This is a genomic window from Halorubrum sp. CGM5_25_10-8B, from assembly GCF_005435095.1.
GTDB classification, from domain to species: domain Archaea; phylum Halobacteriota; class Halobacteria; order Halobacteriales; family Haloferacaceae; genus Halorubrum; species Halorubrum ezzemoulense.
In genome coordinates, this window is the sequence record NZ_SGTY01000011.1 from 1 (window position 1) to 20,355 (window position 20,355).

Here is a 20,355-nt window from a genome sequence, read left to right on the forward strand (position 1 = left end):
GGACACACCCGTACCCATTCCGAACACGGAAGTTAAGCCCACCAGCGTACCGTGAAGTACTGGAGTGAGCGATCCTCTGGGAACCACGGGTCGCCGCCTGCCCACTCATCCGGGAGAATACTCCCACTCAGCCCACGGACGTATGTCCGTGGGCTTTTTTGACGTATAGCGAGCGGCGAGGGCGTTGACGCGCGACCGCTAGGCTTAAACGCTCCACAGCGACAGCTCCGGATCAGTCCGAGAAACCGCCGATATCGCCTGCCGGACAGCGCGAGAGGTCGCTTCGTACCGGTATCCGATCGACAGCAGCGGGTCATCGGCCCGCCGCACCGAATGCGCGGACAGTGATCGTCTCGGCGCGAGTCGTATCAGTACTAATAGTTTCGTCAGTAAGTTTATCAGTTCTGTCGCTGAACCCAAGTGTAATGGGCGGACCGAACGGCACGGTACGGCTGTTCTGTGGCGAGCAGCCGTCGGTCCGCGACGGAGTCGACTCGGACCGTGTCGTGTCCGTCCTGTTTGGGACCGACGTGGAAAGGTGGCGGAGCGGGTGGGATCGAGCGCGAGCGAGACCGCCCGACAGAGAGGCGGTAGTGGACGTGACCGACATCGCTCGGAGCGGGACCGCCGCGTCGACGCAGGTCGTACCGAACAACGGCCTCGCTTACACGGTCCTCGGCCGGACCGTGGAAAGCGAACAGGTTTTCGACGCCGTCGCCGACCACTTCGACGGCGTCCCCGATGGCGCGATCGATGTGGTGGTCGACGACCTCGCGCCCGTCGCCGCCCGGGAAGGCGTCGACTCGGCAGTCGCGTTCGTGGACTGTCTCCTCAAGCGGTTTGTGGGGAGAGTGGGTCGGATTTCGATGGGGTGCTCGTTCGAGATCCCCGTGGAGTTGCTGTCACGAGTCGGCGCCCGCGCCGATGTCGTCGTCGGGCCCGACGCGGAGGCGGTGACGGCGGTCGAACGGCTCTCCCGCGAGGATCCCACGACGTTCGGGTACGTCCGTCGCCACTGGGTGGAGGCCAAACGCGGCATCGAGATGTGCGACCGAAACTACCCGCAGTCGAAGCAGGTACACGCCGCGCTGGCGGACCCGGAGACGACGCCGCGAACGCTGGGGGCGACGCTGTCGGGGATGGTCACGCTCGGCGCGCTCGAAACGTGGGGAGACACCGTCGGCCCGACCCGGTACGATCTCACCGCGTACCGGCCGAAACGGACGTGGGCGCTCGGTGCGGCGATCGCGACGGGCGTCTCAGACGACTGAAGGCGGGGTCGTACCGCAGTAGACGCGCTACTCTTTTGATCCGTCCCGAGCGTCCGCCTCCGCGACGCGTTCGAGGTCGGCATTCACCACAGTCCCGTTCGGCTCCAGCGTCACGCTCCCGAGCGATGCGGTCTCGCCCGTGTCGTACCGCGCGGCGACGGCCTCCAGCGTCGCTTGTCGGTCGAGCCGCTCCCACACGGCCTCCGCGACGAGCGACTGGAACGCTTCTGGGTCGGTCCATCCGGCGTCGATATCTGAGGGAACACCGACGACGACGCGCAGTTCCGTTTCGGTGACGCGGATGCCGACGCCGAACGTGTCCGCACACATGTGTGCCGGTTCGCGTCGCGGAGTGAAATCACCGTCGGCGTCGGTCGCTGACCGAGGAGCACGGGAGTATCTGCGTCGCGTCGGTCGATCCGCTCTCGAAAGCCGTAAGCAGTCGCCGTTCGAAGCGTCGTGGAACCCGATGACCTCGAACCCGGCGGTGTCACCCAAGGCGGCGCTGGCGACGGCGGTCGCGGCCGTGAGCGCGGGCGCCATCCTCGTCCGTCTGAGCGAGGCGCCGAGTTCGGTCGCCGCCTTCTATCGGGTGTTGTTCACGACGGTGCCGCTGGGGGCGGTCGCTGCGTGGCGGTATCGAGCGGATCTCGCGCGGATCCGGCCCCGCGATCTCGCGTTCGCGGCCCTGTCCGGGGTCGCGCTCGCGGTTCACTTCGCCGCGTGGTTCGAGAGCCTCCGGTGGACGAGCGTCGCCGCGAGCGTGACCCTCGTTCAGGCGCAACCGGTGTTCGTCGCGCTCGGCGCCTGGCTGCTGTTGCGCGAGCGCGTTACCCGCCGCATGGCGGCGGGTATCGCCGTCGCGGTGGGCGGGATGGTGTCGATGTCGTTCGGTGACTTCCTCAGCGGCGTGGCGGTCGGCCCCCGTCCGCTGTACGGAAACGCGCTGGCGTTGACCGGGGCGGTCGCCGCCGCGGGCTACGTGTTGGCCGGGCGGTCGCTGCGGCAACGCATCTCGCTCGTCCCCTACGTCACGGTCGTGTACGGCGTCTGCGTGCTCGTCTTGCTCTTGTTCGTCCTCGCGGCGGGACATCCGCTTACGGGATACCCGCCTCGGGAATGGCTCCTGTTCGTCGGCCTCGCGGCCGGTCCGGGGCTACTCGGCCACACCGTTCTCAACTGGGCGCTCGCACACCTCGAGTCGAGCGTCGTCTCCGTCTCGCTGCTCGGCGAACCGGTCGGGGCGACGCTGCTCGCCGTCACGTTCCTGTCGGAGACTCCGACGCCGGCGACGGTCGTCGGTGGGTGCGTCGTTCTCTTGGGGATATACGTCACGGCGGCCGCTGACCGGTGACAGCGTTTTCAGCGTCGATATTTTGGGGTAAACGTTGAAACCGTCTGGCCGGTTGATTAAGATATGGACCGGCGAACGGTCGTCGCGTTTGTAGGAGACAATGCCCGCGCGAGCGACCGCGTAACGCGCGCAGTCGACGCCGCTTGGAAGGGGCCCGACGGACCGACGGTTCGGACGTTCGCCCCGGCCGATCTGGGTGAGGAACGCGACGACGAGGGCCCGCTGAACGACACCTGCGGTGTCGTCGTCACCGCCGCGGCGGCGGCCGACGACGCGGTAACGGAGCGGCTCGCGGCGCTCCCGTCGAACGTGCCGGTGATCGCGCTCGTCGAGGACGCGACGACGGAGACGATCCGCGCCCTGCTGGCGGCCGGCGTCGACGACGTGGTCACCGTCGACGACTGGGCGCTGTCCCCCGACGAGAGCGACGCCGTCCGGTCGCTCGCCGAACGCCTCGCGGGACTGTTAGAGCCCGACCGCGTCCAGCTCGGAACCGACGATGTCGCTCGCCTCTCTGAGGTCTTGCTCGACGCCGGGACGACGCTGATGAGCACCCGCACCGACGAGGTCGGAACGAAGATCGAGTGGACGATGGAGAACGTCGGCGAGCACGCCGAGCTCAACCGGATAATCTGTTATCGAGAGGAGGACGGGCAGTTCGTGCCGGCGTACAGCTGGTGTCCCGACGGCTTCGACCCCGCCCCGAGGCGGTTCGATGACTTCCCAGACCCCGACCAGCTGTCGACGTTCGGCAACGTCGCTCGGGGGGCGGCTCCTCCGCGCGGTGAAGACGTCTCGACCGCTGACACTGACGAGGCGGGTCCACCGGCGACGGTTCACGTACCGCTCGTCGTCGACTGGGAGCTGAGCGGAATCGTCGCTTTCGAGTCCGGCGACTACCGGACGTGGACCGACGACGAGGTCGACCTGTACCGTACTCTCGGGGATCTGGTCGCGCACACGATCGCGCGCAACGACCGTCGGGCGGCGCTCCGCCGACAGGCGGAACAGCTCGAGCAGTTCAGTGCGGTCGTCTCACACGATCTCCGGAATCCGCTAAACGTGCTCTCGGGGTACCTGTCGCTCTCCGAGGACGAGCTGACGCCGTCGCGATACGATGCCATGAGCGGCGCGGTCGACCGCATGGAAACGCTGATCGACGATCTGCTCATGCTCGCGCGGCGCGGGGAGGCGATCGGCGAGACGGAGTCGGTTCCGATCGAGGCCGTCGCGAAAGACGCGTGGGCGTCCGTCCGGTCGCCCGAGGCGACGCTCACTATCGCGGATGAGGTCGGTCAGGTCGAGGCCGACCCGGGACGACTCCGGCAGGCGCTGGAGAACCTCTTCCGGAACGCGATCGATCACGCGGGCCGGGATGTGGCGATAGAGATCGGCCCGCTCACCACGGAGGACGGCCGCCGCGGGATGTACGTCGCGGACGACGGTCCGGGGATACCGGTCGAACTCGCCGACACGGTCTTCGACTCCGGCGTCTCGTCCGCCGACAGCTCAGGGATCGGGCTGGCGATCGTCGACCGGATCGTGGAGGCCCACGAGTGGGACATCGAGGCCCGAAACGACGACGGCGCGGTCTTCGAGCTCACGTTCGGCGCGAGCGCGACGCAGGTCGCGTCGGCGTAGCGGATTCGCTCGGTGTCGGCGGCGGCTCCGTGACGCCGTTATGCGTCGGAGAACCGGTCGACGGTGCGCCGGTGACGGTCTCGGAACATGCCCTCGAACCCGATTTTCGCCGCGGGTCCGACGAAGTCGCCGAGCGGGCCGAGCGGCAGTCGATACGCGACCGTATCGACGAGCAGGGTCTCGTCCCCGTCGGCGTAGAACGCGTGGGTGTGCTGCCACCGTCGGAACGGTCCGTCCTCCATCTCGTCGACGAACCGCGCGGAGCGCTCGGGCGGGGTCTCCCCGTCGGGGTCGCGCTCGACGATGCGCGAAGTCCACCGCTGACGCGGGCCCGCTCCGAACGGTCGGACCGACATCTCGATCGCCGATCCGGCGACGAGAACCCCCGGATCGGACTCGCCGTCCGGTCCCTCCACGCCGTCGATGTGGAGGCGCATCCAGTCGGGGGTGAGTTCGCGCAGTCCGTCGACCGTGGAGTGGAATGCCCACACGTCTTCGACCGGAGCGGGCACCCGAATCGTCCGCCTGTACGTCGGCATACGTTCGGTACGGTGCGGTCGGACAAAAAGCCGTCCACGGCGGGCCGCGACCGAAACTCGCATGCCTGCGCGCGCGCTGATCGAATACGATGGAACGCGGGGCGATCGACGTCGGCGATCTGGCTGGACCGTTCGACCTTCAGGCGACCCTCGAAAGCGGCCAGAGTTACCTCTGGAACCGGTCCGACGGCGACACGTATGACGAACTTCACGCGCACGGCGGCGACGCGTGGTACGAGACCGTCGTCGATCCGATTCCCGGGGTGACTGACGAGCGCGTCGCGGTGCGGGTCCGACAGGAGGGGGGCGTCCACGACGGCACCCTCCGCTGGGAGGCGTCGACGGACGTCGAGCCGCTGTTGACGCACCTGCTCCGGCTCGACGACGACCTCAACGCGATCCTCGACGCCACGCCAGATCTGCCCCTGCTGGAGCGCGCGTACGACGCCTACGAGGGAATGCGACTGACCCGCGACCCGGTCTTCCCGTGTCTGATCTCGTTCATCTGTTCGGCCCAGATGCGGGTCGCCCGGATCCACGGGATGCAGCGCCGGCTCCGAGAGACGTACGGGGACGCAGTTCGACTCGACGACGAGACGTATCGGGCGTTCCCGACGCCCGAGCAGCTGGCGGCGCGGACGGAGGACGAACTCCGTGATCTCTCCTTGGGCTACCGCGCGCCGTACGTCCAGCGGACCGCGGAGATGGTCGCGACGGGCGAGGCCGACCTCTCGGAAGCGGCCGATCTCCCCTACGAAGAGGCCCGCGAGTCGCTCACGCGGTTCGTCGGCGTCGGTGACAAGGTCGCCGACTGCGTACTGCTGTTCTCGCTGGGATTCCTGGAGGCGGTGCCGTTGGACACGTGGATCCGCACCACCATCGAGGAGTATTACCCCGACTGCGACCGCGGGAGCTACGCTGCGACCTCCCGCGCGATCCGCGAGCGCTTCGGGGGCGAGTTCGCCGGCTACGCCCAGACGTACGTGTTCTACTACCTCCGCGCCGGCGGCGAGTGACCGGCGCGGCGCCCGGAGTCCGGCGCGGCCGAAGTTTGATACTCGTTCGCGTGGTACGCACAATCGTGATGGACTGTCGAGTCGTCGTCGAGGCCGCGGTCCCGGTGTACGACGTGGAGACCGCCGACGAGGCGGTCCGGATCGCCATCTCGAAGACCGGTGAGATGCTCAACCCGGACCTCAACTACGTCGAGATCGACACCGGGACCCGGACGTCGCCGAGCGGCGAACCGCTCGATCCGGCGTTCGTCGCGGCCGACGAGGCGCTCGTCGCCTTGGAGCTCCGGATGGACGTGTTCAACGTCGACCGCGGCGAACACGCCAGCCGCGTCGCGCGAAAGGAGATCGGGAAGCGACTCCGCAACATCCCGCTGAAGGTCCTTACCGTCACCGAGATCGGTCCCGAAGAGAGCGACCGCGCCGACGACGCGTCGACCGCGACAGGAAAGTCAGCGTCGGGCGACGAGGAGTCGAGCCGCAGCGACGGATCGGCACTCAGCGGCGGCGAGGAGCACGAGGAGTTCTGAGCCGGTCGCCTCCGTGCTGCCGGCTCTCGACGGGAGCGGCCACGACGCTGGTCGGCGTTTGGTGCGGTCGGCGAGGAGCGGTACGCGGTAAACGTCTCAGTCGGCCGTCGGGGCCAGCGGCTCCGATTCGGACGACTCCATCGGCTCAGTGATTCCCTCTGTCAGCTTGAAAACGGCCGCCTTGTGGTCGGTCTTGGATTTGTGGATCGACGTCGGTTTCACGCCCAGTTCCTCGTAGGCTTCGAGATCAACGTCGTCGTCCCAGAACTCGCACTGTTTTCGTACCTCCGCGAGGAGACCGTGAAGATGGATGAGTTCCTGCTTCTTCATGAGTACCAGTCCTTTGCTACCGGAGGTTTATATTATTATCTTGAGTAACGTTACCACACTATCCGCGTATTTCGCGAGTAGCAACGCGGAGAAGTGGGTTCTCGATAGATCGTTCAGGATCGTTTCCCGCGATCCGTCGCTACCCGAGGTCGACGACGATCAAAAAGTCGTTCGCGAGACGCCGACCGTGTGCGGTCGGGGCTCCGGTCTCAGGGGTGGTCGAGCCCCCGACCCGGCACGGCGCTACTGGAACTGTCTGACGGCTTCGAGGTCGCGCTCGGTTCGCATGAACTCGGTCAGGCGCCGCGTCGCGTGACACGCCGGACAACTGAAGTTAGACCGCAGGTCCTGAAGCTCGGCCGGGTTGTCCTGCCACTCCTTGCCGCACTCCGGACAGACGAGTCTGACGAACGCATCAACCATGTCACCCTGTACAGTCGGCCGCGTTAAAAACGTGGGTGGCGATCGGGGGTCGAGTGTCGAGCCCGACGAGACCGACATCGAACCGAGTTCCTGACGGCGCCTCAGGCGCTCGCGGCGCCGCTCGCGTCGAGGAGCTCCTTGTATCGATTCCGGATGGTGACCTCGCTGATGTCGGCGACCTCCGAGACCTGACTCTGCGTCACCTTCTCGTTCGACAGGAGCGCGGCGGCGTAGACGGCGGCGGCGGCCAGTCCGACCGGCGACTTACCGCTCGTGATCCCGGCGTTCGCGGCGTCGTCGAGCAGTTCGCGTGCGCGCCGCTCCGTCTCCTCCGAGAGGCCGAGCCGCGAGACGAACCGCGGGACGTAGCTCGTCGGGTCCGCCGGCTGGACGCGCAGTCCGAGCTCGCGGATGACGTACCGGTACGTCCGCGTGAGCTCCATCTTCTCGACGCGGGAGACCGTCGTGAACTCGTCGAGGCTCCGCGGGTTCCCCACCTGCCGGGCTGCGGCGTACAGCGAGGCCGTCGCGACGCCCTCGATGGAGCGGCCGGGAAGCAGGTCCTCGTCGAGCGCGCGGCGGTAGATGACGCTCGCGGTCTCGCGGACGTTGTCGGGGAGGCCGAGGGCGCTGGCCATGCGGTCGATCTCGCCGAGCGCCTGCTTGAGGTTGCGCTCCTTGGAGTCGCGGGTGCGGAACCGCTCGTTCCACGTCCGCAGCCGCTGCATGCGGCGTCGCTGTCGGCCCGAGAGCGACTTGCCGTAGGCGTCCTTATCCTGCCAGCCGATGTTCGTCGAGAGCCCCTTGTCGTGCATCATGTTCGTCGTCGGAGCGCCGACCCGCGACTTGCTGTCCCGCTCGTTCGAGTTGAACGCGCGCCACTCCGGCCCGCGGTCGACCGAGTCCGCCTCGACGACGAGCCCGCAGTCGTCACACACCGTCTCGCCGTGCTCCGTGTCGGTCGCGAGCCGACCGCCGCACTCGGGGCAGGTCGTGGTGCGCTCGCGCTCGCTCTCCGTCGGCTCCGCGACGGCCGCCGACTCCGACGCCCTCGTTCGCGTGCGCTCGCCGCCCGCGGACGCGTCCGCGGAGTCCGCCCGTCCTTCCCGTTCCGTGCCGCCGTCGCTGTAGGTATGTGTCTCTGTCATGGGTGTGCTCCGACGATCCCCCGACGAAAATACAGCGAGGTCCGCGAATCGCCAGCTCGTTAACGTATAGTTAGTCGCGAAAGTATATAAATATATCTATAATTGAGCGCGGCGTTGCGACCGGAAGCGGCTTCATACGTCGGTGTACGCGGATATGTGACCTCGACCTCGTCCTATCCGCGATCGGTGATGTCCCGGAGCGGAGTCGTGCGACCGTATTTATACTTCACTCTCAGTGACCGCCCCCACGCAGCGAGGCCGGTCCTCGACTCAAGGGGCCGGTCGGCGCCCCACCCGAGGTCCGTGTGCCTGAGAGGCCACCGGGTACAGCGCCGACCTCGCTCGCACCGTCGACCGTCACCGCTCGTCGACCGCGGCGCGCGCGAGCGCGCCCGCCAGCACCTCGGTCGCCGCGGCGCAGTCGTCCCAGTCGGTCCACTCTCGGGGGTTGTGCGAAATCCCGTCGCGGGACGGAGCGAACAGCAGCGACGCGTCCGTGACGCGCGCGACCCGCATCGCGTCGTGCGCCGCGCCCGAGTGGAGGTCGATCGCCTCCCGCCCGGCGGCGTCGGCGGCGCCGTGCGCGGCCCCGCGGAGCCGGTCGCTCATCGGCGTGGGCGCAACGTCGAACGGTCGCTCGAACGCGGTCTCGACGCCCCGCTCGCGCTCCAGCCGCGCGAGCGAGTCGCGCGCGGCCTCGACGATCGCCTCCATGGATCCGGCCTCGACGTCGCGGATATCCACGCCGGCCTCGACGCGGCCGGGAACCACGTTCGTCGCGTTCGGCGCGACCGACAGCGACCCGACGGTGCCCACCGCCGAGGGCGACGAGGACGCCACGACCTCGTTCGCGGCGGCTTCGACGTCCAACACGAACTCGCTCGCGGCCGCGAGCGCGTCGGTCCGCTCGTCCATCGGGGTCGCGCCCGCGTGGTTCGCCTCGCCTTCGATCGCTGCCTCGCAATGGGTGATCCCGGTGATCGTCGTCACGACACCGACCGCCGCGCCCGCTTCCTCCAGCGTCGTGTCCTGCTCGATGTGGAGCTCGTAGAACGCCGCCCACGACGCGGGATCGAGCGTTGTCGGGTCGCCGTCGTCGTCGGTCGGCGTGGCGGCGTCGACGGCGTCGCCCCCGCGGTAGCCGATCCGATCGAGCGCCTCGCCGAGCGTCTCTCCGCCAGCGTTCGACAGCGCGAGCGCGTCGTCGAGCGCCGTCTCGCTGGTCGCGACTGACGAACCGAGGAGCCCGTTGCCGAAGCTGCCTCCCTCCTCCTCGGTGAAGCTGACGACGGCGACCGGTCGGTCCGGCTCGGCCCCTGCGTCGCGCATCGCGCGGACCGCCTCCAACGCGGCGTACACCCCGAGCGGGCCGTCGAAGATCCCGCCCTCCGGCACGCTGTCGAGGTGGCTCCCCGAAACGACCGGAGCCGCCTCGGGATCGGCGCTCGCCGGGACCCACGTCCCGAGGACGTTTCCGACCGCGTCGACCGCGACGTCGAGACCGGCGGCTCGAAGCCGTTCGACCAGCCGGTCCCTGGCGCGACGGTTCGCCTCGGATCCAGTGCGATTCGTTCGCGCGTGCGCGTCCGGATCGCCCGTTTCGACGCGGCCGAACGCCGCATTCGCCTCGATGTCCGCGCGGAGCCGGTCCGCGTCGACTGGGAGCGTCATACCTGAGCCGGGCGCTCCGCGATCAAAACGGTTCGGGCTCCGGCGGTCGCGTCGAGGCGGGTGTCCGGGCGGTCACCTCCCGAGTGGCCTTCACTCCCCGCGCCGCGCGAGCCAGTAGCCGGCCGAGCCCAGCCCGAGTCCGGCCGCGAACGCGCGGCTCGCCGCCTTCCCGTCGATCGACCGCTCGGCGGCGACGCCGAGCGCCGCCCACGCCAGCGCGATCCCGAGGCTTCGTGCCGGGCCGCCGCGGAACCGCCGACAGCCCGCGGTCGCCCGCGCGTGACGGTAGAGGTAGCCGACCGCGAAGCCGGTCGCGAACGGTGCCGCCGGAACCCCCTCGGTGTCGGTCCGGGACAGCGCGAGCAGCGCGAGGCCGCAGCAGAGCTCGGTCGTGGCACCCGCTGCGCGCACGACACCGACCATGCGTACCGTTCACATCCGTCACTCATAGCCGTTTCGCCGGGAGCGCCTTCCGATCCCGAAGACACTTTGCGCGCGGCGTTGTGGTGTCAGCCGACATGTCCCCGTTGCTCCTCCAAGGCGCGGCGGCCGGTATCGCCCTCTTAGTCAGTCTCGGGTTCCTCGTCGTCCACCTCGCGATGATCGTGTGGACGTACTCTGACGCGCAGAGCCGCAGCGAGCACCCGCCGATCCTGTGGGCGCTCGTCGTGTTCTTCGCGCCGCTTCTCGGGATCCTGCTGTACCTCATCATCGGGCGGGACTCCTACTGAGCCGCCGTCTCACGCACCGGGGCCGACGAGTGGTTCCCGGCGCCGATCCCGCCGGAGGACTCACACGCCCTTGAGCACGCTCGTCACGCCGACGCTCTCGGCGACGACCCACGCGACGAACAGCCCGTAGGCCGCGAGCAGCGCGTACGACTCGCGCTCGTTGAGCGCGAGGCTCGTCCGGAGCGTCACGAACAGCAGGACGGTCGCGACCGTCAACACGCCGAGCATCGGCACCGCCGTCGAGAAGTTGACGGCGACCTCGCCGACGATCAGCACGCCGAGCGGGATAGCGACGAGCAGGTCGAACGTGTTCGATCCGAGGACGTTTCCGAGGCTCGTCGTCCCCCGGTTCTCGCGCGCCGTCCGGACGCTGACCAGCGTGTCCGGGAGGCTCGTCGCTGCCGCGACGACCGTGACGCCGGCGAGGAACTCCGGGACTCCGAAAGTGACGCCGAGCGACTCCACCGACGCCACGAGCCGCTCGACGTTGACGACGATGACCGCGAGCCCGCCGCCGAGCTTCGCCCACTCGCGCCGAATGTCGATCCCCTCGCGCACGCGGTCCATCGCCGCGTCGTCGACGTCCTGATACTGGATGAAGAGGTAGAGACCGTACAGCGCGAGCGGGATGACCGCGAGCGAGCGCGGCAACCTCCCGACGATCGGGTCCGTCGACACCGGGAAGTAGATGACCGCGAGCGCGAACGTCACGACCAGCGCGGAGACCGCCAGCATGTAGAACTGCGCCTCCTTGTACACGATCGCCCGGTTGGCTTCCAGCTCGTCCTCGCCTCCGAGTCCGGCGGCCGCGGGAATCACGAGAACGTTGAAGATGGCCGACCCGACGAGCGCGCCCACGCCCATGTCGAAGACGCCGGTGAGAGCGGTGACCAGCACGCTCACGAGCTCCGGGAAGCTCGATCCGACCGCGACGACGATCGACCCTTGAACCACCTCCGGGAGCCCGTAGTACCCGGACAGCGTCTCGGCGGCCTCCTCCAACCAGCCGCTCCCGAGCCAGATGAACGCGGTCGCCGCGGCGATCACGAGGACGTGGACGAGTGGCGAGTCGGGGAGGGCGCCCGTCACGGCGCTAGCGCACGTGCTTCCCGGCCAGCTCCCACAGCCGGTCCGCGATCGCGTCGTCGAGGTCGTCGCGGGCGACGCGCCACTCCCAGTTGCCGTCCAGCGTCCCGGGCTCGTTGAACCGGGACTCGCTGCCGAGCCCGAGCAGGTCCTGAATCGTCGCCACGGCGAGGATCGCGTCCGAACTCCACACCTCGTCGATGATCGCCCACTCGGGCGGCTCGTCGGGGTCGCTCCCGACGTTGTACCGGAAGCAGTCGCGCTGCTCGGCGGGGAGGTCCTCGAAGTAGCCGGCCCACGTGTCGGTGTCGTGCGTCGAGGTGTAGCCGACGACCCCCTCGCCGTAGTGCATCGGCTGGTACTCGTTCCCCTCCGCGCACCAGTCGGCGTACTGCGGGACGCGCATCCCCGGGAAGCCGAACTCGGCCATCAGCTCGTCCATCGCCGGGTCCTCGAAGCCGAGGTCCTCGGCGATGAACGGAGCCGCGCCGAGCTCGCGCTCGACGGCCTCGAACAGGTCGCGGCCCGGCCCGTCGCGCCACTCGCCGTCCGCGGGGTCGTCGCTGTCGGCGGGGATCGCCCAGTACTTCACGAAGCCGAGGAAGTGGTCGAGCCGCGCCACGTCTGCGAGGTCGAACAGCCGACGGAACCGGTCGAGCCACCAGTCGTACCCCGACTCGGCGAGCCGCTCCCAGTCGTACAGCGGGTTCCCCCACCGTTGGCCGGAATCGCCGGCGTTCGGCGGCACGCCCGCGACCGCAGTCGGACGGTTCCCCTCGTCGAGCCGGAACGCCTCCGGGCTCGCCCACACGTCGGCGGAGTCGAGCGCGACGTAGATGGGCACGTCGCCGACGATCGATACGCCCTCATCGGCGGCGACCGCGCGCAGGTCGTGCCACTGGCGGTCGAACGTCCACTGGACGAACGCGCGGAACCGGACCTCCGCGGCGTATTCCTCGCGCGCCTCGGCCAGCGCGTCCGGGTCTCGCGTGCGCAGCGGCGCGGGCCACTCCGTCCACACGTCCTCAGGGCGGGCGTCGGAGAGCGCCCTGAACAGCGCGTAGTCGGCCAGCCACGGCTCGCGCTCGCGAAACGCGCCCAGCGCGGCGCGGTCCTCCTCGGTCGCCCGCTCCTCGAACTGCTCGAACGCGGTCCGCAACAGCGGGAGCTTGTACTCGCGGACCGCGTCGTAGTCGACGCGGTCGGTCGGGAAGTCGGGGACCGGCCGCAGGTCCCCCTCGTCGAGCCAGCCGTCGTCGACGAGCCCCTCGGGGTCGACGAACAGCGGGTTGCCGGCGAACGCGGACGGCGACTGGTACGGCGACTCCCCGGCCACGGAGAGCGTCGGCCCGATCGGACAGATCTGCCAGTGGTCGACGTCGGCGTCGCCGAGGAACGAGAGGAAGTCGCGCGCGCCCTCGCCGAGGTCGCCGATCCCGTACGCCCCCGGTAGCGAGGTGACGTGACAGAAGACGCCGTCGGAGCGGTCGAATCGCATAGGCCACCCTGCGCCCCCCACTGACTTCAAACGTTGCGTCCGGGGATCGCGTCGCGGCGGCGGAGATCGTCACGACTGGCCGCTCACTCGTCCGCGACCGGACGGCCACTCTCCGGCCCGCCGTTCACTCCTCTGCGACCGGCACCACCGCCACGTCGTCGACGCGGACCCGCTCGGTGCCCTCGCCGTCTTCGACCACGCACCGCTCGCCCGTGACCAGGTCGCGCTCGCCGTGAGCGACATCGATCGCGACGCTCGCGTCCGCGGGCGCGAAGTTGAGAACGACGATCAGGTCCTCGTCGCCGTCGTGCCGGCGGAACGCGACCACGTCGTCCGGGTGGACGTCGCCGCTCGCGACGATCGGCCGCTCGGAGAGGTCGCCGCTCGCGACGTGGTAGCCGACGCGCGACACGTCGCCCTCCGGCCCGAGCGCCGGGTGGTCCCGTCGGGTCGCGAGCAGTCGCTCGTAGCGGTCGCGGACCTCCTCGCGCGCGTGGTCCCACGCGATCGCGTCGCGCCGGCCGCGCTGACCGATCTCCTGGCCGGCGTACACCATCGGGACGCCGGGCAGCGTCATGATCGCCGCGCCCGCGGCCGCCGCGGCGGCGTCGCCGCACTCGACGCGGTAGCGCGTCTCGTCGTGGTTCTCGATGTACTGGAGGAACTCGGCGTGGTCGGGGAACCCGATCTCCGCGCGCTGGTCGACCGCGTCGAGGACGCTCGAAGCGGGTTCCGCGCCGCGACCGACCTGGCGGAGCTGGAAGTACAGCGTCGCGTCGAAGTGGACGTCGAACATCCCCTCGTGGAAGCCGGGGATGTACGGGATCGTCTCGTCCATCAGGAGGAACTCGCGGTCGATGTCCTTCACGCGGTCGCGGAGTTCGCGCCAGAACGAGTCCGGGACCGCCCACGCCATGTCGCAGCGGAACCCGTCGACCAGCGGGGCCCACTCGTCGATCACGTCGAGGAGGAACCGCCGCACGTCGAGGTTCGCGTGGTTCAGGTTCGCGATAAGCTCCCAGTCGAAGTAGGTCCCCGGCTCGCCGGACTCCTGCCACTCGTAGCGGTCGCGGTACGGCGACTCCGGATTCTGGTAGGCGTCGCGGAACCACTCGTGGTCGCGGGCCGTGTGGTTGGCGACGAAGTCGAACAGCACGCGCATCCCGTGGTCGTGGGCCGTCTCGACGAGCGCTTCGAAGTCCTCGCGCTCGCCGAGGTCGTCGGCGGTGTCGAAGAAGTCGACGATGTTGTAGCCGTGTGGCTTCCCGTCGTGCCCGAGGACCGGCGTGAGCCAGAGCGTGTCGGCGCCGAGCTCCGCGATCCGGGGGATCCGCTCCGCGATGGCGTCGAACGCCGCGCCCTCGTCGGCGTCCGCGAAGGTGCGGACGAACACCTCGTAGACGGAGGCGCTGCGAGTCCACGCCGGCGGGTCGTTGAGTCGGAGCGTCTCGAAGTCGGGCGCGTCAGGGGTCAGCATGGCCTCGCCGCCGGCGTCGGTCGCTCCCGGCGGACCGTCCCCGGCGCGCTCGACCGCGGCCGCGTCGGCGACGCTCACGCGCGGATCCTCTCCCGAGTCCCGCGCGACCGCGACGGCGTGAACGCGGAGGCGGTCAGGAACCGCGTCGAGGGGGACGCGGAGTTCGCGGCCGCCGTCGCTCACCCGGAGCGCGTCTCGCGGGCTCGTGCGGCCGTCGGCCACCGCGGTCTCGACGTCCCGGTCGTCGACGACGAAGGTCACCGAGAGGTCGTCGGCGTCGAACGCGGACTCCGGGTTCGGCGTCGGCGTCGCGGTGAACACCGCCTCTCCGGCGCCCGAGCGCGCCTCCTCCCCTCCGGTCTCGCCGCCGGTCGACTCGGCGTCGCCGCCGAACGCGACGCTCGCGTCCACCCTGACCCGCGGCCGACCCACGCCCTCGTGCCGCTCCCGCGCGGCGTAGTCCACCGGCGCGTCGTCCGCGTCGCGGTCCCGTATCGCGGTCCCGCTGCCGCCGGCGACGTCGACGCCCTCGTAGCTCGCGGGGAACGCGCGGACCGTGAGCAGGTGGTCGCCGTCCGGCGCGTCGAGCCCGAGCAGGTAACGGCCCGGAACGTCGGGCGTGAACGCCGTTACGGCGTCGTCGCCGACGGTCGCCTCGCTGCCGGGCGGGGCGTCGGCGACGCGCCAGACGTACGTCGCGTCGGGGTTCGGGTCTCGCGGAGCCAGTTCGGTCTGCTCGCCGGTCGCGAGGAAGCGCGGGGGTCCGGGGTGGTGCATGTGACGCCAATTAACGCCCGGGGCCTTCGGTGTTGCTCTTGTTTCGGTGAGATCTGCGCCGCGCAGCGTCCGTTCGGATACCGGCCGCGGTCGTCAAGGCTTTTACTCCGGCAGTCGCAGAGCGGGTATGCGACTGCGTACCGCCCTTACGGAGCACGAACGTCGGCGCGGGGAGCGCTACCCGGCGGAACACTCGATGACCGCCGGCGCGTTCACCGGCGACGACGGCCGACTGGTCCACGTCGGACCGGACGGGACCGTCCACGACTGTTCGTACTCCCTCTCCGAGGTCGGCGGGGCCGACCGCCTGCGGATGGGGATCACCGCCGGGCGCGGGGTCCGCTGGTTCGACGACCTCGAGACGACCCGCCAGCACTACGACGGCGACACGCCGCTCGTCGAGACGGAGTACGACGCCGGCCGCTACACCATCCACCAGTTCGACCTCGTCGTGAGCGACACGCACCTCACGCACGTCGAACTCCGGGGATCACCGCCCGCCGACGCCGAGGTCGTCGCCGCCTACGCGTTCTCGCCGGACATGGTCGAGGGTCGCGTCGGTAACATGGTCCACGACGGGGCCGGCCCCGAGGACGGCGGCGTCGTCGAGGTGTACCACCGCACCGAGCACGACTTCCTCACCGCCTCGACCGGGCTCTCGAACGCCCACGGCCAGCGCCTGCGGACGATTCCGGAGCTGCTCGGCGAGGCCGACGACGGCTTCCCGCACCGCGGCGAGATCGATCGACGAGAGGACTCGCGGCTCACTCCCGACGTGGTCGTCCGCGCCCCCTTCGAGCGCGACGGCCGCACGGAGCGCGTCACGCTCGCCGGGCGAGCGGTCGTCGACCGCCGGGCCGCCCGCGACACCGGCGACGACGCGAAGGACGCGCTCACCGACGGGGTCGACCGCCAGCGCCGCATCGAGACGGTCTCGAACATCGCCACCGCGTACCCCGACGCGGACGACCTCCGCGAGGCCGCGGACGGGCGCGGACCGGACGTGCCCGCCGACGCCCCGCGACGGTCGGTGATCGCGAGCGACCTCCGCGCGCTCGACCTGCTCACCGCGGAGTCCGGGGGCCGGATCGCCGCCCCCGAGTTCGACCCGTTTTACTCCACCTCCGGCGGCTACGGCTACACGTGGTTCCGCGACGAGGCGACCGTCTCGACCGCGCTGCTCGACGCGAGCGAGGAGCTCGGCCTCGACGCCGACGAGGAGCTGCTCGCGGCCGCGAGCTTCTTCTGTCGGACGCAGGACGCCGACGGCTCGTGGCCCCACCGCGTGTGGGCCGACTCCGGGAAGGTGGCCCCCGGCTGGGCGAACGCCCGGATCGAGGGCGCGAACGCGACCCCCGGCCCGAACGATCAGCTCGACCAGCCCGCCACGGTCGTCGCGTTCCTCGCGACCCTCCGCCGCGAGGCCGACCTCCCCGAAGAGTGGCGCGACCGGATCGACGAGACGATCGCCGACGCCGTCGACTTCCTCTTCGAGACGACCGAGGACGACGGGCTCCCCCGCCGCTGTCAGAACTGCTGGGAGAACGCGCTCGGCCGGTTCACCCACACCGGCGCCGAGTACCTCCGGGCGTTCGCCGCGGTGGCGCGCGCGCCGGTCGACGAGGCACTCCGGGCCGACGCGGCCGACGCCGCTGACACCGCGCTCTCCGGGCTCAACGCGCGCTGGAACCCCGACACGGAGCGGTTCCTCCAGCGCGCGAGCGAGGAGGACCAAGACAGCCGCGCCGACGCCAGCACCTTCGCGCTCGCGACCGCGGCCGCCGAGTACGCCGCCCTGCTCGACGAGACGCCGGCGGCCGACGACGACGCGCCCGACGACGCCGCGGCCACCGACGGCTCCGGCTCGGTCGACACCGTCGCGGCGAGCGAGTTCGACCGCTTCCTCGACCGCGTCAACACCCACGTCCGGCAGTCGATCGACGCGCTCCGGCGCGAGACGCCCGCCGTGGAGGGGCTCGTGCGGTTCACCGGCGACGACTGGCGCACCGCCGAGCAGGGCGCCGCGAAGGTGTGGTCGATCGCGACGCTGTGGGGCGCGACCGCGGCGGCGACGCTCGCGGGCGTCGTCGAGGACCGGGGCGGGACCGCGGAGCCGCTGTTCGCCGACGCGCGCGACCTCTACGCCCTCTGCGAGCCGGACGGTCCCTTCGTCAACGAGGCCGGGCTGTTCGCGGAGCAGGTGTTCGACGACGGGGACCTCGACAGCGCGACGCCGATCGCGTGGTCCCACGCGCTCCGCATCGACGCCACGGTGACGCTGGCGAGCCGCGGCGAACTCCCGGTCCCGCACGACCGCGAGACCGGCCCGGAGGCGGCGCCGCACTGGACCACGGGCCGCAAGTTCGGCGTCGGTACGCCCGCCGACTACGACGCCGACGATCCGGTCCCGGTGTGGTTCACGCTCACCGAGGGGGCCCTCACCGAGGCGCGGTTCCCCCGGATCGACGTGATGAACGTCCGGACGTTCGACTTCCTCGTGGCCGACCCCGACTCCGAGTACGCGATACGGACCTTCGCCGAGACGGGCCACGTCTCGGCGACGGAGACGATCGAGCGGACGACCGAGCCGGCGGCCGACGACGCGCTGGCGTACGTCCAGACGATCCGCGAGACCGGCGACGGCCACGGCCACGGCTGGACGCTCACCGTCGAGTACGCGGTCGACACCGACGGCACCGCGATCCTCGCCGACGTCCGGTTCGAGGGGTCCCGCGAGTACGACGTGTACGCTCTCGTCGACGCCACCATCGCGAACGTCGGCACCGACGACCGCGCCGAGCGGGTCGCGGGCGACGCGGGGGCGCACCTCCTCGCGCGCAAGGACGACCCGGACCGCGACCCCGGGAAGCTCGTCGACGACGAGGGCGAGCCGTTCGCCCCCGCGCTCGCGCTGGCGAGCGGCGACGGGTTCGACTGGGCGAGCGCGCTCGCGGCCGACGGCGACGCCACCGACGCGCTGTTCGGCGACGGCGAGCGCGTCGAGGAATCGCCCGAGGCGGTCGGCAACGTCGTGCTCGCCGGTCTCGTCGGCAGCGGCGAGTCGCTGCGAGACACGGTCGCGCTCGGGTTCGCCGAGGACTCGGACACGGCGGGCGCGCTCGGCGAGGCGGAGGGCGCGCTCGCTCGCGGGTTCGACGACGCCGCGGCGGCGTACGCGCAGACGTGGCGCGCGTGGCTCGCCGACCGTGAGCTTCCCGACTCGGTCGCCGGCGACCCCGGCCTCGCGGCGCAGTATCGGTTCGCGCTGATGACGCTGGCGGCCGTCGAGGACAAGGCCCACGACGGCGCGGGGATCGCCAGCCCGTCGGTGCCGTGGGGCGAGACCGAGTACGCCGCCGAGAACCGCGGCTACGGCTACAACTTCGTCTGGTCGCGCGACCTCTATCAGGTGTTCACGGCCCTGATCGAGATGGACGAGCTCGAACGCGGCGCGGACGCCTTGGCCTACCTCTACAACACCCAGCAGGACGACGACGGATTCCTCCCGCAGAACACCTACATCGACGGCCGGACCCGGTGGGGCGGCGAGCAGATGGACAACATCGGCTTCCCCTCGGTGATGGCGTGGCAGCTGTACGAGCGCGGCGTGACGCTCGACGACGCCGGCTACACGTACGACCAGGTCGCCCGCTCGCTCGATTACATCGCCGAGAACGGCCCCGAGACGGCACAGGAGCGCTGGGAAGAGGAGGCCGGCTACTCGCCGTCGAGCATCGCGGCCGAGATAGCGGGCCTCGTCTGCGGCGCGGCGCTCGCGCTCGCCGAGGCCGACCGGCGCGAGGAGGCGGACGGCGACGGCGCCGAATCGCCCGACTCCCTCCGTGCGGACGCGCTGGCGTGGCTCGCGCTCGCCGACGACTGGACCGCGCGCGTCGAGGAGTGGTGCGCGACCTCGACGGGGACCGACCGCCACGATCGGACCCCGTACTACATCCGGATCACGGCCGACGGGAACCCCGACTCCGGCCGACCGCGCACCATCGCCAACGACGGGCCGACGTACGACGAGCGGGAGATAATCGACGGCGGCTTCCTCGAACTCGTCCGGCTGGGGATCAAGCCCGCCGACGACCCGGTCGTCCGCAACTCCGTCTCGGTCGTCGACGACTCGATCCGGGTGGACACGCCGCACGGCGCCGCCTGGTACCGCTACGTCGGCGACGCGTACGGCGAGATCGCGGTCGGTGACCCCGGCGCGCCGTGGGCCGGGACCGGCGACGGCCGCGGGCGTCTCTGGCCGATCTTCACCGGCGAGCGCGGCGAGTACGAGCTGCGCGCCCGCGCCGACGGCCCCGACGCCTTCGGCGGGACCGACGAGGATGCGCTCGAACCCGAGGCCCTGCTCGAGACGATGGCCGGGTTCGGCAACTCCGGGCTGATGCTCCCCGAGCAGGTGTGGGACCGCGAACACCCGACGAAGTACGGCTGGGAGTTCGGCGAGGGCACCGGGGGGGCGACCCCCCTCGCGTGGTCGATGGCCGGCTTCGTCCGGTTGGCGCACGGCGTCGACGCGGACGAACCGGTCGAGACGCCGGCGGTCGTCCGGGATCGGTACGTCGAGCGCGACCGCCCCGCAGGCCCCGACCTGACCGCCACGGCCGAGTTCGTCGAGGACGCGGTCGTCGTCGCGGGCGAGACGGACGCCGAGTCCGTCGCCGTCCACACCCGAAAGACCTCGCGGCTCGTGACGCCCGACGACGACGGTGCCTTCGAGGTCGACCTCGACGCCGCGACCGACGCGGACACCGTCGTGGTCGCGGCCGCGACGGACGAGGCGTTCGAGGCGGCCGGCACGTCGGTGGAACGGCTTCGGCTCTAGGTCGGGCGGTTCCGGTCTCCGGCTCG

The 20,355-nt window shown here is 70.5% G+C and carries 17 protein-coding genes and 1 rRNA gene; 8 read left to right on the top strand and 10 right to left on the bottom strand.

Annotated features, from left to right (window positions below; translation table 11 throughout):
• Together rrf and EXE51_RS11455 are read left to right on the top strand one after the other, a co-directional pair.
• Positions 1-102: ribosomal RNA gene (gene rrf, locus EXE51_RS11450) — 5S ribosomal RNA — on the top strand; the annotation flags it as partial.
• Between the two features lie 323 nt (positions 103-425).
• Complete coding sequence (locus tag EXE51_RS11455) at positions 426-1,271, top strand: hypothetical protein (RefSeq protein ID WP_241990626.1); 846 nt, start codon at positions 426-428, stop codon at positions 1,269-1,271.
• A 27-nt stretch (positions 1,272-1,298) separates the two neighbouring features.
• Here EXE51_RS11455 and EXE51_RS11460 read toward each other — a convergent pair whose 3' ends face one another.
• A complete protein-coding gene (locus EXE51_RS11460) occupies positions 1,299-1,601 on the bottom strand; it encodes a hypothetical protein (protein WP_094495273.1) in 303 nt (100 codons plus the stop codon).
• A gap of 139 nt (positions 1,602-1,740) precedes the next feature.
• Between EXE51_RS11460 and EXE51_RS11465 the strand changes: the two genes are divergently transcribed.
• A complete protein-coding gene (locus EXE51_RS11465) occupies positions 1,741-2,625 on the top strand; it encodes a DMT family transporter (RefSeq protein WP_137692699.1) in 885 nt (294 codons plus the stop codon).
• Positions 2,626-2,688: 63 nt separating this feature from the next.
• Positions 2,689-4,266 (top strand): HAMP domain-containing sensor histidine kinase, encoded by a 1,578-nt coding sequence (locus EXE51_RS11470; RefSeq protein ID WP_137692700.1) that lies wholly within the window; start codon positions 2,689-2,691, stop codon positions 4,264-4,266.
• A gap of 38 nt (positions 4,267-4,304) precedes the next feature.
• Here EXE51_RS11470 and EXE51_RS11475 read toward each other — a convergent pair whose 3' ends face one another.
• Entirely contained in the window at positions 4,305-4,805 is a 501-nt protein-coding gene (locus EXE51_RS11475) for an SRPBCC family protein (protein ID WP_049929311.1), read from the bottom strand.
• A gap of 89 nt (positions 4,806-4,894) precedes the next feature.
• Here EXE51_RS11475 and EXE51_RS11480 point away from each other — a divergent pair, with 89 nt between their 5' ends.
• Together EXE51_RS11480 and EXE51_RS11485 are read left to right on the top strand one after the other, a co-directional pair.
• Positions 4,895-5,821 carry a DNA-3-methyladenine glycosylase gene (locus EXE51_RS11480; RefSeq protein ID WP_049929312.1) on the top strand — a complete coding sequence of 309 codons (927 nt, stop codon included), beginning with the start codon at positions 4,895-4,897 and terminating at the stop codon, positions 5,819-5,821.
• A gap of 68 nt (positions 5,822-5,889) precedes the next feature.
• On the top strand, positions 5,890-6,348 hold the full coding sequence (locus tag EXE51_RS11485; protein ID WP_086216559.1) for a DUF555 domain-containing protein: 459 nt from the start codon (positions 5,890-5,892) through the stop codon (positions 6,346-6,348).
• A 96-nt stretch (positions 6,349-6,444) separates the two neighbouring features.
• Here EXE51_RS11485 and EXE51_RS11490 read toward each other — a convergent pair whose 3' ends face one another.
• From EXE51_RS11490 to EXE51_RS11510, 5 genes are all read right to left on the bottom strand, one after another.
• Entirely contained in the window at positions 6,445-6,678 is a 234-nt protein-coding gene (locus tag EXE51_RS11490; protein ID WP_004598519.1) for a UPF0058 family protein, read from the bottom strand.
• Positions 6,679-6,921: 243 nt separating this feature from the next.
• A complete protein-coding gene (locus tag EXE51_RS11495; protein WP_049929314.1) occupies positions 6,922-7,101 on the bottom strand; it encodes a hypothetical protein in 180 nt (59 codons plus the stop codon).
• 101 nt (positions 7,102-7,202) lie between these two features.
• On the bottom strand, positions 7,203-8,249 hold the full coding sequence (locus tag EXE51_RS11500; protein WP_049929315.1) for a transcription initiation factor IIB family protein: 1,047 nt from the start codon (positions 8,247-8,249) through the stop codon (positions 7,203-7,205).
• 357 nt (positions 8,250-8,606) lie between these two features.
• Entirely contained in the window at positions 8,607-9,920 is a 1,314-nt protein-coding gene (locus EXE51_RS11505) for a Zn-dependent hydrolase (RefSeq protein ID WP_086216560.1), read from the bottom strand.
• 90 nt (positions 9,921-10,010) lie between these two features.
• Positions 10,011-10,343: a hypothetical protein gene (locus EXE51_RS11510; protein ID WP_049929317.1), complete on the bottom strand. Its 333-nt coding sequence runs from the start codon at positions 10,341-10,343 to the stop codon at positions 10,011-10,013.
• 95 nt (positions 10,344-10,438) lie between these two features.
• On the opposite strand from EXE51_RS11510, the gene EXE51_RS11515 reads away from it, so the two are divergent.
• Positions 10,439-10,651, top strand: a complete 213-nt coding sequence (locus EXE51_RS11515) for a PLDc N-terminal domain-containing protein (RefSeq protein ID WP_049929318.1) — start codon at positions 10,439-10,441, stop codon at positions 10,649-10,651.
• A gap of 60 nt (positions 10,652-10,711) precedes the next feature.
• Here EXE51_RS11515 and EXE51_RS11520 read toward each other — a convergent pair whose 3' ends face one another.
• The 3 genes from EXE51_RS11520 to malA form a co-directional block, all read right to left on the bottom strand.
• The gene (locus EXE51_RS11520; RefSeq protein WP_137692701.1) at positions 10,712-11,740 is read right to left on the bottom strand and encodes a sodium:calcium antiporter; all 1,029 of its coding nucleotides are present in this window, start codon (positions 11,738-11,740) and stop codon (positions 10,712-10,714) included.
• A gap of 4 nt (positions 11,741-11,744) precedes the next feature.
• A complete protein-coding gene (gene malQ / locus EXE51_RS11525) occupies positions 11,745-13,235 on the bottom strand; it encodes a 4-alpha-glucanotransferase (RefSeq protein ID WP_137692702.1) in 1,491 nt (496 codons plus the stop codon).
• A gap of 124 nt (positions 13,236-13,359) precedes the next feature.
• The gene (malA, locus tag EXE51_RS11530; protein ID WP_137692703.1) at positions 13,360-15,489 is read right to left on the bottom strand and encodes an alpha-amylase MalA; all 2,130 of its coding nucleotides are present in this window, start codon (positions 15,487-15,489) and stop codon (positions 13,360-13,362) included.
• Between the two features lie 127 nt (positions 15,490-15,616).
• Between malA and EXE51_RS11535 the strand changes: the two genes are divergently transcribed.
• Positions 15,617-20,329, top strand: a complete 4,713-nt coding sequence (locus tag EXE51_RS11535; RefSeq protein WP_199234054.1) for a glycoside hydrolase family 15 protein — start codon at positions 15,617-15,619, stop codon at positions 20,327-20,329.
• Positions 20,330-20,355 lie beyond the last annotated feature (26 nt).

Bases quoted from the DNA above. Each gene is read 5' to 3' on its own strand.
- EXE51_RS11455 (WP_241990626.1), top strand. From the start codon at position 426: ATGGGCGGACCGAACGGCACGGTACGGCTGTTCTGTGGCGAGCAGCCG.
- EXE51_RS11460 (WP_094495273.1), bottom strand. From the start codon at position 1,601: ATGTGTGCGGACACGTTCGGCGTCGGCATCCGCGTCACCGAAACGGAA.
- EXE51_RS11465 (WP_137692699.1), top strand. From the start codon at position 1,741: ATGACCTCGAACCCGGCGGTGTCACCCAAGGCGGCGCTGGCGACGGCG.
- EXE51_RS11470 (WP_137692700.1), top strand. From the start codon at position 2,689: ATGGACCGGCGAACGGTCGTCGCGTTTGTAGGAGACAATGCCCGCGCG.
- EXE51_RS11475 (WP_049929311.1), bottom strand. From the start codon at position 4,805: ATGCCGACGTACAGGCGGACGATTCGGGTGCCCGCTCCGGTCGAAGAC.
- EXE51_RS11480 (WP_049929312.1), top strand. From the start codon at position 4,895: ATGGAACGCGGGGCGATCGACGTCGGCGATCTGGCTGGACCGTTCGAC.
- EXE51_RS11485 (WP_086216559.1), top strand. From the start codon at position 5,890: ATGGACTGTCGAGTCGTCGTCGAGGCCGCGGTCCCGGTGTACGACGTG.
- EXE51_RS11490 (WP_004598519.1), bottom strand. From the start codon at position 6,678: ATGAAGAAGCAGGAACTCATCCATCTTCACGGTCTCCTCGCGGAGGTA.
- EXE51_RS11495 (WP_049929314.1), bottom strand. From the start codon at position 7,101: ATGGTTGATGCGTTCGTCAGACTCGTCTGTCCGGAGTGCGGCAAGGAG.
- EXE51_RS11500 (WP_049929315.1), bottom strand. From the start codon at position 8,249: ATGACAGAGACACATACCTACAGCGACGGCGGCACGGAACGGGAAGGA.
- EXE51_RS11505 (WP_086216560.1), bottom strand. From the start codon at position 9,920: ATGACGCTCCCAGTCGACGCGGACCGGCTCCGCGCGGACATCGAGGCG.
- EXE51_RS11510 (WP_049929317.1), bottom strand. From the start codon at position 10,343: ATGGTCGGTGTCGTGCGCGCAGCGGGTGCCACGACCGAGCTCTGCTGC.
- EXE51_RS11515 (WP_049929318.1), top strand. From the start codon at position 10,439: ATGTCCCCGTTGCTCCTCCAAGGCGCGGCGGCCGGTATCGCCCTCTTA.
- malQ (WP_137692702.1), bottom strand. From the start codon at position 13,235: ATGCGATTCGACCGCTCCGACGGCGTCTTCTGTCACGTCACCTCGCTA.
- malA (WP_137692703.1), bottom strand. From the start codon at position 15,489: ATGCACCACCCCGGACCCCCGCGCTTCCTCGCGACCGGCGAGCAGACC.
- EXE51_RS11535 (WP_199234054.1), top strand. From the start codon at position 15,617: ATGCGACTGCGTACCGCCCTTACGGAGCACGAACGTCGGCGCGGGGAG.